At 63.5% G+C, this 16580-nt stretch carries 17 protein-coding genes; 9 read left to right on the forward strand and 8 right to left on the reverse strand.

Annotated elements, in window-relative coordinates; translation table 11 throughout:
* Positions 1 to 7 precede the first annotated feature (7 nt).
* Positions 8 to 886, forward strand: coding sequence for a hypothetical protein (locus tag GJR96_RS15265; protein WP_151163787.1), 879 nt, complete (start codon positions 8 to 10; stop codon positions 884 to 886).
* A 10-nt stretch (positions 887 to 896) separates the two neighbouring features.
* Here the strand turns inward: GJR96_RS15265 and gatA are convergent, their stop codons facing one another.
* Entirely contained in the window at positions 897 to 2168 is a 1272-nt protein-coding gene (gene gatA / locus GJR96_RS15270; RefSeq protein ID WP_151163788.1) for an Asp-tRNA(Asn)/Glu-tRNA(Gln) amidotransferase subunit GatA, read from the reverse strand.
* Entirely contained in the window at positions 2169 to 2447 is a 279-nt protein-coding gene (gatC, locus tag GJR96_RS15275; RefSeq protein ID WP_151163790.1) for an Asp-tRNA(Asn)/Glu-tRNA(Gln) amidotransferase subunit GatC, read from the reverse strand. It abuts the gene before it with no gap.
* A gap of 209 nt (positions 2448 to 2656) precedes the next feature.
* Here gatC and GJR96_RS15280 point away from each other — a divergent pair, with 209 nt between their 5' ends.
* On the forward strand, positions 2657 to 3667 hold the full coding sequence (locus tag GJR96_RS15280) for a transcription initiation factor IIB (protein WP_151163792.1): 1011 nt from the start codon (positions 2657 to 2659) through the stop codon (positions 3665 to 3667).
* A gap of 58 nt (positions 3668 to 3725) precedes the next feature.
* Positions 3726 to 4199 carry an NUDIX hydrolase gene (locus tag GJR96_RS15285; protein ID WP_151163794.1) on the forward strand — a complete coding sequence of 158 codons (474 nt, stop codon included), beginning with the start codon at positions 3726 to 3728 and terminating at the stop codon, positions 4197 to 4199.
* Positions 4200 to 4214: 15 nt separating this feature from the next.
* Here the strand turns inward: GJR96_RS15285 and GJR96_RS15290 are convergent, their stop codons facing one another.
* Together GJR96_RS15290 and GJR96_RS15295 are read right to left on the reverse strand one after the other, a co-directional pair.
* On the reverse strand, positions 4215 to 5306 hold the full coding sequence (locus GJR96_RS15290) for an asparagine synthase C-terminal domain-containing protein (protein WP_151164075.1): 1092 nt from the start codon (positions 5304 to 5306) through the stop codon (positions 4215 to 4217).
* A gap of 20 nt (positions 5307 to 5326) precedes the next feature.
* Positions 5327 to 6010 carry a PHP domain-containing protein gene (locus GJR96_RS15295; RefSeq protein ID WP_151163796.1) on the reverse strand — a complete coding sequence of 228 codons (684 nt, stop codon included), beginning with the start codon at positions 6008 to 6010 and terminating at the stop codon, positions 5327 to 5329.
* 259 nt (positions 6011 to 6269) lie between these two features.
* On the opposite strand from GJR96_RS15295, the gene GJR96_RS15300 reads away from it, so the two are divergent.
* The gene (locus tag GJR96_RS15300; RefSeq protein ID WP_151163798.1) at positions 6270 to 6704 is read left to right on the forward strand and encodes a CBS domain-containing protein; all 435 of its coding nucleotides are present in this window, start codon (positions 6270 to 6272) and stop codon (positions 6702 to 6704) included.
* 98 nt (positions 6705 to 6802) lie between these two features.
* Positions 6803 to 8911 (forward strand): phosphoribosylformylglycinamidine synthase subunit PurL, encoded by a 2109-nt coding sequence (gene purL, locus GJR96_RS15305; protein WP_151163799.1) that lies wholly within the window; start codon positions 6803 to 6805, stop codon positions 8909 to 8911.
* Between the two features lie 26 nt (positions 8912 to 8937).
* On the opposite strand, the gene GJR96_RS15310 is transcribed toward purL, so the two are convergent.
* The gene (locus GJR96_RS15310; RefSeq protein WP_151163801.1) at positions 8938 to 9909 is read right to left on the reverse strand and encodes a quinone oxidoreductase family protein; all 972 of its coding nucleotides are present in this window, start codon (positions 9907 to 9909) and stop codon (positions 8938 to 8940) included.
* 63 nt (positions 9910 to 9972) lie between these two features.
* A complete protein-coding gene (locus GJR96_RS18195) occupies positions 9973 to 10146 on the reverse strand; it encodes a DUF7550 family protein (protein WP_191965877.1) in 174 nt (57 codons plus the stop codon).
* Positions 10147 to 10282: 136 nt separating this feature from the next.
* Between GJR96_RS18195 and GJR96_RS15315 the strand changes: the two genes are divergently transcribed.
* Positions 10283 to 12049 (forward strand): glycoside hydrolase family 13 protein, encoded by a 1767-nt coding sequence (locus GJR96_RS15315; protein WP_151163803.1) that lies wholly within the window; start codon positions 10283 to 10285, stop codon positions 12047 to 12049.
* Between the two features lie 93 nt (positions 12050 to 12142).
* Entirely contained in the window at positions 12143 to 13888 is a 1746-nt protein-coding gene (locus GJR96_RS15320) for an alpha-glucosidase (protein WP_151163805.1), read from the forward strand.
* 34 nt (positions 13889 to 13922) lie between these two features.
* Here GJR96_RS15320 and GJR96_RS15325 read toward each other — a convergent pair whose 3' ends face one another.
* Both GJR96_RS15325 and GJR96_RS15330 read right to left on the reverse strand, forming a co-directional pair.
* Positions 13923 to 14546 carry a hypothetical protein gene (locus GJR96_RS15325; protein ID WP_151163807.1) on the reverse strand — a complete coding sequence of 208 codons (624 nt, stop codon included), beginning with the start codon at positions 14544 to 14546 and terminating at the stop codon, positions 13923 to 13925.
* A 90-nt stretch (positions 14547 to 14636) separates the two neighbouring features.
* On the reverse strand, positions 14637 to 14861 hold the full coding sequence (locus tag GJR96_RS15330; RefSeq protein ID WP_151163809.1) for a YgaP family membrane protein: 225 nt from the start codon (positions 14859 to 14861) through the stop codon (positions 14637 to 14639).
* Positions 14862 to 15014: 153 nt separating this feature from the next.
* On the opposite strand from GJR96_RS15330, the gene hisF reads away from it, so the two are divergent.
* Positions 15015 to 15827, forward strand: coding sequence for an imidazole glycerol phosphate synthase subunit HisF (hisF, locus tag GJR96_RS15335; protein ID WP_151163810.1), 813 nt, complete (start codon positions 15015 to 15017; stop codon positions 15825 to 15827).
* Between the two features lie 100 nt (positions 15828 to 15927).
* On the forward strand, positions 15928 to 16518 hold the full coding sequence (locus GJR96_RS15340) for a DUF1684 domain-containing protein (protein WP_151163812.1): 591 nt from the start codon (positions 15928 to 15930) through the stop codon (positions 16516 to 16518).
* Positions 16519 to 16580: the final 62 nt, after the last annotated feature.

Here is a 16580-nt window from a genome sequence, read left to right on the forward strand (position 1 = left end):
TTGAACAATGTCCCCCTCACCTCGCACCCGACGGGGCGTTCTCAGCCTCGGTGGAAGTGCGCTCGCCCTCCTCACTGGGTGTCTCTCTGCGTCACCGGCGACCAGCGACGACGTCGAACCGACCGAGAACCCGACGCAGACGACAGCGACGACCACACCTACGTCCGCCCCCGCCGACGTGACCGTCTCGAACGTCCAACTCACGCCGGAACTCGTCGCCCTCGATTCGCCGGACTCCATCGGAACGTTCGGCGAGCGAGGCGAACAGTTCGTCCTCGTCACCATCCTCGTCGACAGTACACCGTGGCCAGCAGTCGATGAGTTTTCGCTTTCGACCGACGACGAGTCATTCACGCCGCTCCCGACCGAGGAGGTGCCGGGATACGGTCGCCTCTGGGAACGTGGATACGCCTACGGAGGACACGGGAACGAAGAAAGCGGAGGTCAGTCCGGCTATCTGGTCTTCGAGGTTCCGAAACCGCTCGAAGCCTCAAACGTGGTGTTCCGAGGCCCCGGCGGTCAGTTTTCTCTCGGCCAAACTGCCCGCGACACACTCGCCCGGCGGCCGACAGAGTTCGCCGTGACAGACGTTACTGCCCCAGAAACGGTCGAGAGCCTGACGGAGATGGAACTCTCGGCGACGATAGAGAACGTCGGGACGTACGACGGAACGTTCGTCGGCGCAATGAATCGGGTCGGCCCGCACGTGGCCTATACACCGGTCACGCGCGTCTCGCTCGACCTCTCGGCCGGCGAGTCGAAAACGTGGACGCACTCGTACCGGCCGCAACTGACCGCCGGTAATGCTCCGATGCCGATGCGATTCAAACTCGACTGGCGCGATGGAAGGATTTCGACCGAAACGATGGTCGAATGGCCGTCCTAAGCGCCGGCAATCAGTTCTCGACGGCAGACGCCGCGCGAATGATGGTCTCTTCGTCGAACTTCTTGCCGATGAGTTGGAGTCCGACCGGGAGGCCGTCCGTCTCGCCCGCGGGCACGGAGATAGCGGGGAGGTTGGCGAGGTTCACCGGGACGGTGTTGGCGTCGGCGAGGTACATCTGAAGCGGGTCGTCGAGGCTCTCACCGAGTTTGAACGGCGGCACGGGCATCGTCGGCGAGGCGAGTACGTCCACGTCCTCGAACGCCGCGTCGAAGTCCTGTTTGACCCACGCGCGGGCGTCCTGCGCCTTCGCGTAGTACTTGTCGTGGTACCCGGCAGAGAGCGCGTACGTGCCGAGGAGGATACGGCGCTTCACTTCGGGGCCAAACCCTTCTTCGCGGGCGCGGGCGAAGGCGTCGTTCCAGTTGCCCTCGTAGCCACCGGATTTGCCGTAGCGGACGCCGTCGAACCGCGCGAGGTTCGAAGACGCCTCGGACATGGCGATGACGTAGTAGGCGGCGACGGCCTTTTCGACCGACGGCATGCTGACTTCGCGGTACTCGGCACCCTGTGCTTCGAGTTCGTCGAGGGCGGCCCAGAAGGCTTCCTCGACGCCCTCGTCGGCACCGTCGACCAGTTCGGTCGGGACGCCGATAGTGAGGCCGTCCACGTCGCCGTCGGCGGCCGAGGCGTAGTCGGAGTCGGCACCTTCGTCGTGGGTGGTGCCGTCGCGTTCGTCGGGGCCGGCGATGACGTCGAGGAGGCCTGCGGCGTCTTCGACCGTCGGCGCGATTGGGCCGATTTGTTCGAGGGAGTTCGCGTAGGCGACGAGGCCGTACCGTGAGACGAGGCCGTAGGTGGGCTTGATGCCGACGACGCCACAGAAGGCGGCGGGACAGCGGATAGAGCCACCCGTGTCAGACCCGAGTGCGAGGTCCGCTTCACCGGCGGCGACTGCGGCGGCAGACCCACCGGACGACCCACCGGGGACGCGGGATTCGTCCACGGGATTCTTCGTCGGGCCGAACGCCGACGTTTCGGTGGTCGTCCCCATCCCGAACTCGTCCATGTTTGCCTTGCCAACGATGGTCGCGCCGGCGTCTTTCAGCAGTTCGACGACCGTCGCGTCGTACGGCGGGACGTAGTCTTCGAGCATCGCAGACCCACAGGTCGTGCGGAGACCCTTCGTCGAGATGTTGTCCTTGACGGCGATGGTCTTCTCGCTGAGCGGACCGTCTTCGTCGCTCTCGACCGTCTCTTTCGTGATGAAGGCGTTCAGCGACATTTAGGACACCCGCGGACCCTTGAAGTAGCCGTCTTCGGTCTCTTCGGCGTTCGAGAGCGCCTCGTCTTGCGTCAGGCCCTCACGGACCTCGTCGGGGCGCATCACGTTCACCAGTTCGTCTTCGCGGTCCACTTCGGGGACCTCGTCGAGGGCGTCGAAGTACTCGAGGATGTCCGCGAACTGCGTCGCGAACTCCTCCACTTCGTCCTCGTCGAGGTCGACCCGCGCCAACTCGGCGACGTGTCGAACCTCGTCGGCGTCGACGGGCGTATCGCTCATATATCGCAGGTGACGGAGACTGGGAGTAAGGGTTTCGGTGTGCCCTCTCGCCACCAGTCGGGTGGTCCCCGGGCAGTCTGTTCCCAATCTATCGAGACGGCTATCGGTCCCCGCTATATTCAGTCGTTTTATTGCCGTCAGATATAAGTAACCGGCGTCGATACGAATAGACGGAGAACGACCGTTCCCAGTTGCTTCTCTCGCACACAATGACAGGAAGTGTCCGACGTTTCACGACCGATACCGCGCGCGTGCGCAAACAGGCAAACGACCAGTCCGAACGCGATAGCGAACGGACCAAACACGAACAGAACGAGTCGCTCACGTGCCCAGAGTGCGGTTCTGAGTCGCTCGTCTCTGATTCGGAGCACGGTGAGACGGTCTGTGACGACTGCGGACTCGTCGTCGAGGAAGACGAGATAGACCGCGGGCCAGAGTGGCGTGCGTTCAACTCCTCGGAGAAAGACCAGAAGTCCCGTGTCGGTGCCCCCACCACCAACATGATGCACGACAAGGGACTGTCGACCAACATCGGCTGGCAGAACAAAGACGCCTACGGACGCTCGCTGTCGTCGCGACAGCGAGAGAAGATGCAGCGTCTCCGCACGTGGAACGAGCGCTTCCGCACTCGTGACTCCAAAGAGCGCAATCTGAAGCAGGCACTCGGCGAAATCGACCGGATGGCCTCGGCCCTCGGTCTTCCGGACAACGTTCGTGAGACTGCTTCAGTCATCTACCGACGCGCCCTCAACGACGACTTGCTCCCCGGCCGGTCCATCGAGGGCGTCGCCACGTCGTCGCTCTACGCCGCCGCCCGCATGGCTGGGACGCCTCGCTCGCTCGACGAGATTACGAACGTCTCGCGGGTCGAAAAGGACGAAATCGCTCGCACGTACCGATACGTCGTCCGAGAACTCAAACTCGAGATTCAACCCGCAGACCCCGAGCAGTACGTCCCACGCTTCGCGAGCGACCTGGGTCTCGCAGACGAGACCGAGCGACGCGCACGACAACTCTTGAAGACCGCGAAAAAGCAGGGCGTCCACTCGGGGAAGTCACCGGTCGGCCTCGCCGCCGCCGCCGTCTACGCCGCTTCGCTCCTCACCAACGACAAGGTGACGCAAAACGAGGTATCTGATGTGGCCAACATCTCCGAGGTCACCATCCGGAACCGCTACCACGAACTGCTCGAAGCGGAAGAGCAAATCCAGACGCCCTAACGGGGTCGGCCTTTTCGCGTTCCGCAACACCGATACTCACTGCGCTAGAGCGTCGCGTATGGAGACGACACGACACTTCACCGCCACGGTGTACATCGTCAACGACGGGGCCGTTGCCCTCCACCGACACGAACGCCTCGGCATCCGCATCCCACCCGGCGGCCACGTCGACCGCGACGAACTCCCCCACGAAGCCGGTTTGCGCGAGGTTCGTGAGGAGACCGGTCTCGACCCCCAACTCGTCGACGACACCGATTCCGTGCCCGCTCCCGACGGCGAAGCGCTTCCGCACCCGCGCCAGCAGATGCTCTACGACATCAACGTCCACGGCGATGGAAGCGTCGGCCACCAACACATCGACCACATCTACTACGCTCACGTGGACTCTCGTGACATTGACCCTGCACCGGGTGAGGCCGACCCCGACGTGTGGGAGTGGTACGACTCCGACGACCTGCGAGAGAGCGAACTCGACCCAGATACGGTGCAGTTTGCGCTGGAAGCTATCGAAGTCGTGTCGGACGAAGACTAACCTCGGACCGGCCGCCTACTCGACGAGCGACTCCACGTACTGCTGGACGTGGTTCTCCATTCGACGTTTGAACCCCGCCTGTCGGGCGAGTCGGTCGAGTTCCCGAGACGCGTAGGTTCCGTACTGCACCGCTTTCTTGTCCGCCTCGGCGACTGACTCCGGAAGGACTGGTTTCGCCGCCTCCCTGAGGGCGACTTTCCGCCGGCCGTCGGCGACGAGTAACTCGTCGGGAAGCGGGAGTGCCGCTTCGACGACTCGGTCGTGCAGAAGTGGTGCGACCGGTTCGACACCCGCCGCACGGAGCGTGAGCACGTCCCGTTCGAGTTGGTCGGGAAGAGTGAGAATCATCTCACGGGCGGCCCCGCGAACCGTCTCGGCTTCGACCCGCGGGTCGTTCGGTGCTTTGGCAACCTTCGCGTACCCGCCGAACAGTTCGTCAGCGCCCTGCCCGACCGCCAGTCGGTCGTAGCCATCGGCGGCGACTCGTTCGGCAAGCAAGTACAGCGGAAGGACGATTTGCACGTCCATCGGGTTCGTGCGCCCGAGGGCCGCGACGATTTCGGGCACGGCGCGTTCGATAGCCTCGTGCGTGAGTTCGACGACGCGAAGGTCACGGTCCATCGCACCCGCGGCGTCGCGGGCGGCGGCAATGTCGTGTGAGCCCTCGAACCCGGCGACGTAACACGGTGCGTCTGGAACGCCAGACGCGACGACGGCGGAATCAACACCGCCAGAGAACGCGACGGCGAGGCCGTCGTCGTCGACTGAGTCGACGGACTCGAAGACGGCCGCTCGGACCTGTGCGAGTGCCTCCTCGGCGTCGGTGGCAACGTCCGGGGCGGGGAGTGTCCAGACCTGTTCGGCGCGTCCGGCATCGTCACCGGTCGTGGGGCGAGACTGACCCGACGGAACCGCCACAGGGTCTGTCAGGTCACGGTGGTCGAACGACCACACCGAGGGGTCCTCTCGCTCGGAGAAGAGTGGTTGGCGTCCGAGCACGTCGCGGACGAGACGGCCGTCAATCTCACCGGCGAACCCGGCGGTGCCGGGAAGCGGGTCGCGTTCGTTGAGGGCCCGTCGAACGAGTGCGTCGTCTGCGCCACGCATCGCGTCGTCCTCGTCGCCCATCAGAGCAGGTCGGTCAGCGCGTGTTTCACGCGGCGTTTCGCGCCGCCGGCGGCCTGTTGGAAGGAGATGCGCCACGGTGTCTTGCTCCCGACCACGCTGGTTCGTCCCTCGGTGATGGCTTCGAGGATGGCGTCGGCGGTTCTGGTGTCGGTTCCGACTTCGGTGACTGCCTGTCCGACCATCTCACTGATGTGGGCGTCGCTGCCGGCGGTCATCGGGAGTCCTCGACGCTTCGCGAAGCGTTCTGCACGCTGGTTGGCGATGCCGGTGAGGAGACGTGAGTTGTAGACTTCGATGGCGTCCGCGGCGGCGAGTTGGGCACGTGAGATGTGCGGGGCGACGCCGTGACGCGACTTCTGGAACGGGTGGGGGACGACTGCGATGCCCCCGGCGTCGTGGATTCGGTCGAGTGTCTCGTCGTACGAGAGGCCGGCGGGAATGAGTTCTCGCACGCCGAGTGCGAGTACGTGCCCTGCTGCACAGGTGATTTCCATCCCCGGAATGCCGACGAGTCCGTAGTCTGCTGCAACGTCTGCTGCTTCGAGACTCGCGTCTATTTCGTCGTGGTCCGTCACGGCAAGCGCGTCTAATCCGACGGCCGCCGCCTGTTCGAGGAGGAGTTCGACCGGGTCCCGCCCATCGTACGAGAGGGACGAGTGCGAGTGCAACTCGACCGATAACACGAGGTAACCTAACAAATGAGGCTAAAAAAGCGCCCCGGTCCCGGCTCGATAGGTGTGTCTCACTCACGCACGGATACCACCCAAGCGCAGTGATTGAACATTCACCGACACGTGGTATGTTTCCGAGAGTGTCTACGAGAGACGACATACCACCCGAACTGGTCAAAGTGTAAGAACACAGATATAATATGCCAGTGGACAATATTTCGATACGGTGGGGAGACCCGACGAGTGGTGGGCACCACCGGGGAGAAGAACGATGACTGTACGAGACATCGCGCGACCGAAGGACGAATTGGTAACTGCGAAGGTAGACACGCCGGTCGACGAACTGGCGAAGATGATGGAAGACAGGATGGTCGGGTCTGTCGTCATCGCCAACGGCGACGATATCGAAGGCATCGTCACAGACCGTGACATCGCACTCAAGTGCGTCGGGGCGGGCGGCGACCTGAAAGGGATGACTGCGAGCGACGTCATGACAGGCGAACCGTTCACCGTGGATGCGGACCTCGGCGTCTACGACCTGTTCCACCAGATGCGTGAACACGGCGTCCGTCGTGCCCCTATCGTCGACAACGGGAAACTCAGCGGTATCGTCACCCTCGACGATTTGCTCGTCCTCCTCGAAGACGAGATGCACGAACTGTCCGAAATCATCCGTGCTGGGTCGCCGCCGTACACGCCCGCGTGAGCGTTCGACGACCCGACACCGACGACCGACGCTGTTTTTTTGAGCACTTTTGTGCACATAGAAAGGGTTTACACTATGCGTTCTGACCATACCAATGAATGACGCTTCCCGACGCGGACCGCGACCTCGTCGTCGCCGAACTCGGTCGAGACCCGACGCCGGCCGAGGAGATACTCTTCGAGAACCTGTGGAGTGAACACTGTGCGTACCGGTCGTCTCGCCCCCTCCTCTCGGCGTTCGACTCGGACGGAGAACAGGTCGTCATCGGCCCCGGTGACGACGCCGCCGTCGTCTCGCTGGACGACGACACGTACATCACACTCGGCATCGAGAGCCACAACCACCCCTCGTACGTCGACCCCTACGACGGCGCGGCGACGGGTGTCGGCGGCATCGTCCGCGACACGCTCTCGATGGGCGCGTACCCAATTGCACTCGCCGACTGTCTGTACTTCGGCGACTTCGACCGTGAACACTCGCGGTACCTCCTCGACGGTGTCGTGGAGGGAATCGCCGACTACGGCAACGCCATCGGCGTCCCGACGGTCGCAGGTGCGACGTCGTTCCACGAGAAGTACGAGGGCAACCCACTCGTCAACGTCGCCTGTGTCGGTCTCCTCTCCGCCGACCGTCTCGTGACGGCGGTTGCACAGGAGGCCGGTAACAAACTCGTTCTCGTCGGCAGTTCGACCGGCCGTGACGGCCTCGGCGGCGCATCCTTCGCGAGTGAGGACCTCGCCGAAGACGCTGAAACCGAAGACCGACCGGCCGTGCAGGTCGGCGACCCGTACACCGAGAAACTGCTCATCGAGTGCAACGAGACACTTCTCGACGAGGAACTCGTCGAATCTGCACGTGACCTCGGTGCCGCCGGCCTCGGTGGCGCATCGTCCGAACTGGTCGCGAAGGGTGGCTTCGGCGCCGAAATCGACCTGAACGCCGTCCACCAGCGCGAACCGAACATGAACGCCTTCGAGATTCTCCTCTCGGAGTCCCAAGAGCGCATGTGCTACGAAGTCGCGCCGGAGAACGTCGAACGCGTGCAGGCGATTGCCGAGCGATTCGACCTCGGAAGCGCCGTCATCGGCGACGTCGCCGAAGGCAACTACGTCTGCACCTTCGACGGCGAGACGGTCGTCGACGTGCCGCCGGAGTTCCTCGCCGAAGGCGCGCCGATGAACGACCTCGACGCTACGGAACCCGAGGCGGCCGAACGTGACCTCCCCGAAGTCGTTCTCTCCGAGGCCCTCGAAGCGGTCCTGTCGGACCCAAACACCGCCTCCAAGGAGTGGGTCTACCGCCAGTACGACCACGAAGTCGGCCTGCGAACGGCCCGGCGACCCGGCGACGACGCGGCACTCCTCGACATCCCAGAAGCAGGGACGAAACTCGCCTTCACGGCCGGTGCCGACCCGAACTGGACCGACGCGGCCCCGTACGACGGTGCCCGCGCCGTCGCCTTCGAGAACGCGACTAACCTCGCCGCGAAGGGGGCCAACCCACTCGCAGCAGTCGACTGCCTGAACGGCGGTAACCCCGAGAAACCCGACGTATACGGCGGATTCAAGGGAATCGTTGACGGCCTCGCGGACATGTGCAGTGCACTCTCCGTGCCCGTCGTCGGCGGGAACGTCTCGCTGTACAACGACTCCGTCTCGGGTCCGATTCCGCCGACGCCGACCCTCGCGATGGTCGGCGAGGCCGACGGCCCCTCGCCCGGCATGTCGCTCTCGGGCGACGGTGACCTGTTCCTCGTCGGCTATCCCGGTGACGCGCTCGGTGGGTCGACCCTGCTCCAGCACGAAGGCGGGTCCGACGCCTTCCCGACACTCCCCGACGACGAAACCGCGGCCGCCGCACTCGATGCGATTCGTGCCATCGCGTCCGAGGATTCGACGCGTGCCGTCCACGACGTGAGTCACGGCGGTCTCGCGGTTACACTCGCCGAGATGGTCACCGAAGAAGTCGGCGCAGACATCGCCGTCGAGAACGTCGTCCAACTCTTCGACGAGACGCCGGGTCGCGTCGTCGTCGAAAGCACGGACGTAGATGCACTCGTCTCCCTCGCCGGCGACGTGCCACTCTACGAACTCGGCACGACGACCGACAACGACTATCTGGGTGTGACCGTCGACGGCGACTACGTTGCCTTCGACGCCGCGAAAATCGCCGACCTGCGCGACGTGCTCACGCACGAACTGGACTAAGAATAAACGGAAGCGACGACAGTCGCTTACGGTTCGAGGACGACTTTTCCAGTGCTCTTTCTGTCTTCGATGTACTGGTGTGCCGCCGCCGCATCTTCGAGGGGGAACGACTCGCCGACGATAACGTCGAGTTCGCCGGCAACGAGGAGTTCCGAGAGTTCGGGAACAGCACCGAGCACCGACTCGGGGCGCTTCCGCATCGCGTTTCCGAGGTGGAACCCGATGACCGACTTGTTCTCGAAGAGGAGGCGTGTCGTATCGGCTTTGGCAACCTCGCCAGAGGCGGCACCGTAGGTGACGACTCGGCCGAAGTCAGAGAGTGCGTCCAGACTGTGCTGGAACGTCTCGCCGCCGACACCGTCGAGGACGAGGTCCAGACCTTCACCGTCAGTCTCGTCGGCGATTGTCTCGCGGAAGTCTTCGTCGGTGTACTGGATGGGGTGGTCGAGGCCGAGGTCTGTCGCGAGGTCCAGTTTCGCTTCGGTGCTGGCCGTGCCGAACGTCTCGGCACCCGCGAGTGACGCAAGTTGGACGGCAGCGGTGCCGACCCCGCCGGCGGCGGCGTGAATCAGCACTCGTTCGCCTGCTTCGAGGCCACCCCACTCGTGGAGGCAGTTGTAGGCGGTGAGGAACTGGATGGGGAATCCGGCGGCCTCTGCAAAGGACATCGACTCCGGCACGTCGAACAACCCGTCCGCACGGGCGTTCACGTACTCGGCGTACGCGTTTCCACCGGTCATGGCGACGACGCGTTCGCCGACGTCGCGGTCGACGCCCTCGCCGACGGCGTCGATGGTTCCTGCCGCTTCCATCCCCGGCGTGTAGGTCGGGGTGGGGCCGTCACGGTAGTGGCCGCGCCGTTGCATGATGTCGGCGAAGTTGATGCCGACTGCTTCGACGGCGAGTCGGACCTCACCCGGCCCCGGGTCTGGCATCTCCGTCTCGCGGACTTCGAGGGTGTCGCTACTCCCGTACTCGGTGACGACTATCGATTTCACAGTCCTCCTTCGCGACGCTGACAGAAAAACGGAGAGAAAGCGGAAGTTCGTTGGATGTCGGTTCTACGCGAGGAACAGAGGGAGACCGAACGTGACGGCGAGGCCGACGACGAGGACGAGAACGCCGGTCGTGACCTGTCCCATCGTGAAGTCCTGCATCGGCGAGGTGACGCGCCCTTCTTCGCCCGAGTGGTGGTCGCCGTGGTCGTGGTCGCCCGAGTGGTGGTCGTCGCTCATACGCGACGCGACGGGTTCGCGGTACAAAAACGCACCTAACCGTCGCTCTGGACGTGGAGAAGTGAGCCACAGTCGTCCGGTGTCGAGAGACCGCTGCCGCCCGACAACCTAAGTTCCACGCGTGAGACTCCTCAGTATGACTTCAGTTCCCGCGGACGAAGAACGCCGATGGTGGAAAGAAGCGGTCGTCTACCAAATCTATCCGCGTAGTTTCAACGACTCCGACGGTGATGGGGTCGGCGACATTCCGGGCATCATCGAGAAGGTGGAGTACCTCGCCGACCTCGGTGTCGATTGCATCTGGCTCAACCCCGTCTACGAATCACCCAACGCGGACAACGGATACGATATCTCAGATTACCGCGCCATCATGGACGAGTTCGGGACGATGGCCGACTGGGAGGAACTGCGCGACGCCCTCCACGAACACGACATTCGCCTCATCATGGACCTCGTCGTCAACCACACCTCCGACGAACACGCCTGGTTCGTCGATTCGCGGTCGTCGCGAGATGCCGACAAGCGAGACTACTACTGGTGGCGCGAGGGACGCGACCCCGAGGCGACGGACCTCGACCCCGACGACTACGATACACCCGCCGACGTGGACGAAGTCCCGCCGAACAACTGGGAATCGTTCTTCGACGGTCCGGCGTGGACCTACGACGACCAGACCGGCGAGTGGTATCTCCACCTCTTCGACCGGAAGCAACCAGACCTGAACTGGCAGAACGACGCGGTCCGCGACGACGTGTTCGAGATGATGGAGTGGTGGTTAGACCGCGGTATCGACGGGTTCCGCATGGACGTCATCAACCTCATCTCCAAACCCGACGGCCTCCCCGACGCCGACCCGGAACACGACGTCAAGACCATCGACCGGGCGGTCAACGGTCCCAACATCCACGAGTACCTCGGCGAGATGCGTGACCGAGTCCTCGACGAAGACTTGCTCACCGTCGGCGAGATGATTGGCGACGAGATGCCACTGGAGACGGCGAGGCGCTACACGAGTCAGGAACCCGGCGGCGACGGCCTCTCGATGATTTTCCACTTCGAACACATGCTCCTCGACGAGGGCGACGAAGCCTGGGACGTCGTCGACTGGGAACTCTCCGACCTGAAGGTGGTCATGGACCGCTGGCAGGAGGGCCTCGCCGACGAGGGGTGGAACTCGCTGTACCTCAACAACCACGACCAACCGCGGATGGTCTCTCGCTTCGGCAACGACGAGGAGTACCGGCGCGAGTCGGCGAAACTGCTCGCGACGTTGCTCCACACACTCCGCGGGACGCCGTACATCTACCAGGGCGAGGAGTTGGGGATGACCAACTACCCCTTCGATTCCCTCGACGAGGTGCGCGACGTGGCCACGCTCAACCCCCTCCGAAACGCAATCGAGGCGGGGACAATCGACGGGTTCGACGACGTGAAAGACATCGTCCGCGTGAAGAGTCGCGACAACGCGCGGACGCCGATGCAGTGGGACGACTCCGAGCACGCCGGATTCACCGACGACGACCCGTGGATTCCGGTGAATCCGAACCGTGACCACATCAACGTCGAGGCCGAACGAGCCGACTCTGCGTCTGTCTGGCACTACTACCGTGACCTCATCTCACTCCGGAAGGACCGCGACGTACTCGTCTACGGCGACTACGACCAACTCACTCCGGACCACGAATCGCTGTGGGCCTACACCCGGACACTCGAAACTGCTGACGGCGACGACACACTGCTCGTCGTCCTCAACTTCGACGGCGACGAGACGCGTTTCGAACCCCCGGCAGACCTCGCTAGCGAACCCGCCGAGATGCTCGTCTCGAACTACGATGCGGACGTCGAGAGCGTCGAGACCACGACGCTCCGCCCGTGGGAAGCGCGCGTCTACGACCTCGCCTAACCCGGAGGTTTCGCCGGACGACACTCGATTTGGCGGACGGTGAGACGGGCGAACCGACGGAGTAAAAACACGGAACCGAGTGAATCTCCAGTAATGACCGATATCGACCGCGCGTGGTGGAAAGAAGCGGTCGTCTACCAAATCTACCCGCGAAGTTTCAACGACTCCGACGGTGATGGATTGGGCGACATTCCGGGCATCGTCGAGAAGGTGGACTATCTCGACGACCTCGGCGTCGACTGTGTCTGGTTGAATCCCGTCTACGAGTCGCCGGGCGTCGACAACGGGTACGACATCTCGGACTACCGCGCCATCATGGACGAGTTCGGGACGATGGCCGACTGGGAAGAACTCCGCGACGCCCTCCACGAACGCGATATCCGCCTCATCATGGACCTCGTCGTCAACCACACTTCCGACGAACACGCCTGGTTCGTCGACTCCCGTTCTGCGAAGGACTCGGAGTACCGCGACTATTACTGGTGGCGCGAGGGTCGTGACCCCGAAGGAACCGGCCTCGACCCAGACGAGTACGAGACCCCCGCAGGCGTGGACGAAGTCCCACCGAACAACTGGGAATCGTTCTTCGGCGGCCCGGCGTGGACCTACGACGACCGAACTGGTGAGTGGTATCTTCACCTCTTCGACGAACGGATGCCCGACGTGAACTGGGAGACGAAAGCGCTCCGCGAGGAACTGTTCGAGATGATGCAGTGGTGGTTCGACAACGGCATCGACGGGTTCCGCATGGACGTCATCAACCTCATCTCCAAACCCGATGGCCTCCCCGACGCCGACGCCCCTGACGAAATCGTCAAAGGCGTCGACCAGTTCACCAACGGCCCGCGCGTCCACGAGTACCTCTCGGAACTCCACGACCGAGTCCTCGACGGCACGGACGCGATGACCGTCGGCGAGATGGCCGAACTCTCCATCGAGGAGGCGAAACGGTACGTCGGTGAGGACGGCGACGGCATGAGCATGGTGTTCACCTTCGACCACATGCGTCTCGACATGACCGACGCCGGTCGGTGGTCCTTCCGCGAATCCTCACCGCGCGAACTCAAGGAGTCGATGACTCACTGGCAAGAAGGCCTCGCCGACGAGGGGTGGAACTCACTGTTTCTCAACAACCACGACGAACCGCGACAGGTCTCGCGCTTCGGTGACGAGGAGTACCGACGCGAGTCGGCGAAACTGCTCGCGACGTTGCTCCACACCCTCCGCGGGACGCCGTATATCTATCAAGGCGAGGAACTGGGCATGACCAACTACCCCTTCGACTCCCTTGACGAGGTTCACGACGTGGACACGATAAAGAACGTCCGAACCGCCTTGCGAACAGGCCGCCTCGAGGAAGACGACGTGATGGACCTCGTGCGCTACCGCACCCGCGACAACGCGCGGACGCCGATGCAGTGGGACGACTCCGAACACGCCGGGTTCACCGACGGCGACCCGTGGATGCCCGTCAACCCGAACAAAGACGACATCAACGCGGCGGAAGCCCAGAACGACCCCGACTCTGTGTGGCACTACTACCGTGACCTCATCTCACTGCGGAAGGAACGCGACGTTCTCGTCTACGGTGACTACGACCTGCGACTCCGTGACCACGAGTCGCTGTGGGTCTACACTCGAACGCTCGAAACTCCCGATGCAGACGAGACGCTCCTCGTCGTCCTCAACTTCGACGGCGACGAGACGCGCTTCGAACCGCCGACGGACCTTATGGGCGAGTCCGCCGAGATACTCGTCTCGAACTACGACGTTGCCGTCGACGCCGTCGAACCCACGACGCTCCGCCCGTGGGAAGCACGCGTCTACGACCTCTCCTGAATCGGGAGCGAAACCCCGCTCGTTTCCAGAGCGGTTAGGCAGTCTCGTTCGCGGCTAACGACGCCATCTCGAATCGAGACTGTTCGACGTGCTCGCCTTCGACGCGTGCTTCTCTGACCGCGGCCTTCGGACCGCGGACGGGGACGACGCGAAGGTTGTGTACGTCGCCGAGGACGGCGTGCAGGCCACGCGAGATGTCGTCGCGCGCCTCGACCGGAACGGCGAGTGAGACGTTCGTGAACTGGCAGTCTGACGCCGGACCGAGTTCGCCGACCACGTCACTGTCTGCGGCCTGCAGTTCGACCCGGAACCCCCACGGCGTGACGAGGAACGTCCGGCGCTCGTTTTCGGTTACTGACCAACCGTGTTCTCTCGCTCGCTCGACGACGTCGGAAACCTCGTCGACGACGACACCGAAGTGGTCGAAGTCGAGTCGTGGGGCCGGTGTGAGCGTCACGTCTGCAAATCCGCCGCGGTTCGTCTGGAGTCTGCGTGTGAACTCGGGTGGGGTGTCTTCTTCGGGCGCGAGTGCGACAGACTCGCCATCGACCGAACCGAACCGGGCAGTCGGCGTGATGCCGTGTGCCGAGAGGAGAGACGCGGCGAAATCGACGTCCGGAACGTGGTAGTGGAGGTGGAAGATGGAAGGGAGGTCCATGTCGGTGAGGTCTTCGCAGACCAGTATGAACGTAGCGCTGTCGTCACTCGCTCCCCACGTGCGCAGTGCGAAAAGACGGAGGCCAGACGATTACCTATCGAGCGTGTCGATACCGAGAACGCTGTACAGCAGGCACGTCTCGGTGGTTGCGGTGACGAACAACACTGCCGCGACGAGGAGCGACACTCCGGCGACTCCGGCCGTCGTGGGCACGTCCCACGGCCGGAGATAGGTGGTACTCATCGAGACGACGGTGAGGAGTAATCCTAGTGCGATACGAACTCCTTTGTCAAGTGAACCGACGTTTTGCTCCATATCGATAGTACGCTGTTTTGAATAGAGTAGCCACCCGCTGACTCTCGGCGGGCGAGAACGAGACTGACCGGTTCACGATATCCGCGGACGCGAGTTCTCTCCTGCCGTAGTCGAAACGGTGAAACGGCTCATTCGCCAACGTTTCGGTAGCGAATGCTCACGAAGCGCATCATCCCCTGTATCGACGTGGACCTCGACGACGACGGGAATCCGGCCGTCTACACCGGGGTCAACTTCGAGGACCTGAAGTACACGGGCGACCCCGTCGAGATGGCTAAACTGTACAACGAGGCCGGTGCCGACGAGTTCGTCTTCCTCGACATCACCGCCTCGGCCGACGGCCGTGAGACGATGCTCGACACCGTCTCGAAGGTCGCAGACGAGGTGTTCATCCCGCTGACCGTCGGTGGCGGCATCCGCACCCGCGACGACATCAAAGAGACACTCCGCGCCGGCGCGGACAAAGTCTCTATCAACACCGCGGCGTTGCAGAACCCCTCGCTCATCGAAGCGGGCGCACGCTCGTTCGGCAGTCAGTGTATCGTCATCTCGGTCGACGCACGCCGCCGCTACGACGAAGACGGCGAGTACTACGCCGAAGTCGACGGCGAGTCGTGCTGGTTCGAGTGCACCGTCAAAGGCGGCCGCGAAGGAACCGGCGTGGACGTGGTCGAGTGGTCCCGCGAGGCCGAGTCACGCGGTGCCGGCGAGTTGTTCATCAACTCCATCGACACCGACGGCACGAAAGACGGCTACGACATCCCGCTGACGAAGGCCGTCTGCGACAACGTCTCGACGCCCGTCATCGCCTCGTCGGGGTGCGGCGGTCCCGAGGACATGTACGAGGTGTTCACCGAGGCGGGGGCGGACGCCGGCCTCGCCGCCTCTATCTTCCACTTCGACGAGTATTCCATCCGCGACGTGAAGGAGTACCTCGACGAGCACGACGTCCCGGTCCGCCTGTAAGTCAGGGCCGCGAGTCGCGGGCGACACGTCCCGCGGTCGTGCGCACCGTGCGCAGTCGAAACCAATCTTAACCACGATAGCGGCCGTATCTCCGACCGCGATGACTGACGATTCTTCTTGGTTGACTGACCTGCAACGGCACCGCGAGCAGAAAGACCACTATCTCGCTCACGACCGCCACTCACCGATACCCCCCGACCAACGCGAGTCGTTCGACGGCCTGTCGTACTTCGACCCCGACCCCGACCTGCGGTACGAACTCGAACTGTGGGAGTACGACGACCCCGAGACCATCACTATCGGCACGTCGACGGACGGAGAGCGCGAGTACCTCGTCTGGGGCACGTTCGAGTTCGAACTGGACGGCGAGACGTACACCTTGGACGCGTATCGAACGAGTCCAGACGAGGACCGATTCTGGGTCCCCTTCCGCGACGAGACGAACACGAACGAAACCTACGGTGCCGGTCGGTATCTCGACCTCGAAGCCGACGACCGGACCGAAGACGGCCGGTGGGTGCTCGACTTCAACTACGCGTACAACCCGTTCTGTGCGTACTCCCCACGATACGAGTGTCCGCTCGTCCCCATGGAGAACTGGCTTCAGGTCAGCGTCGAGGCCGGTGAGATGGACTACGAAGGTCCCGCGGGGGCAGAAGACGCTCACGGCGCGCACGGCCACGCGGACTAACTGGTACACCCAACCATCGCTGCCCTCAGTCGACAGCCAGACGGCTCAGGGGGAGAGGAAAC

The organism is Haloferax litoreum, assembly GCF_009674605.1.
GTDB lineage: Archaea > Halobacteriota > Halobacteria > Halobacteriales > Haloferacaceae > Haloferax > Haloferax litoreum.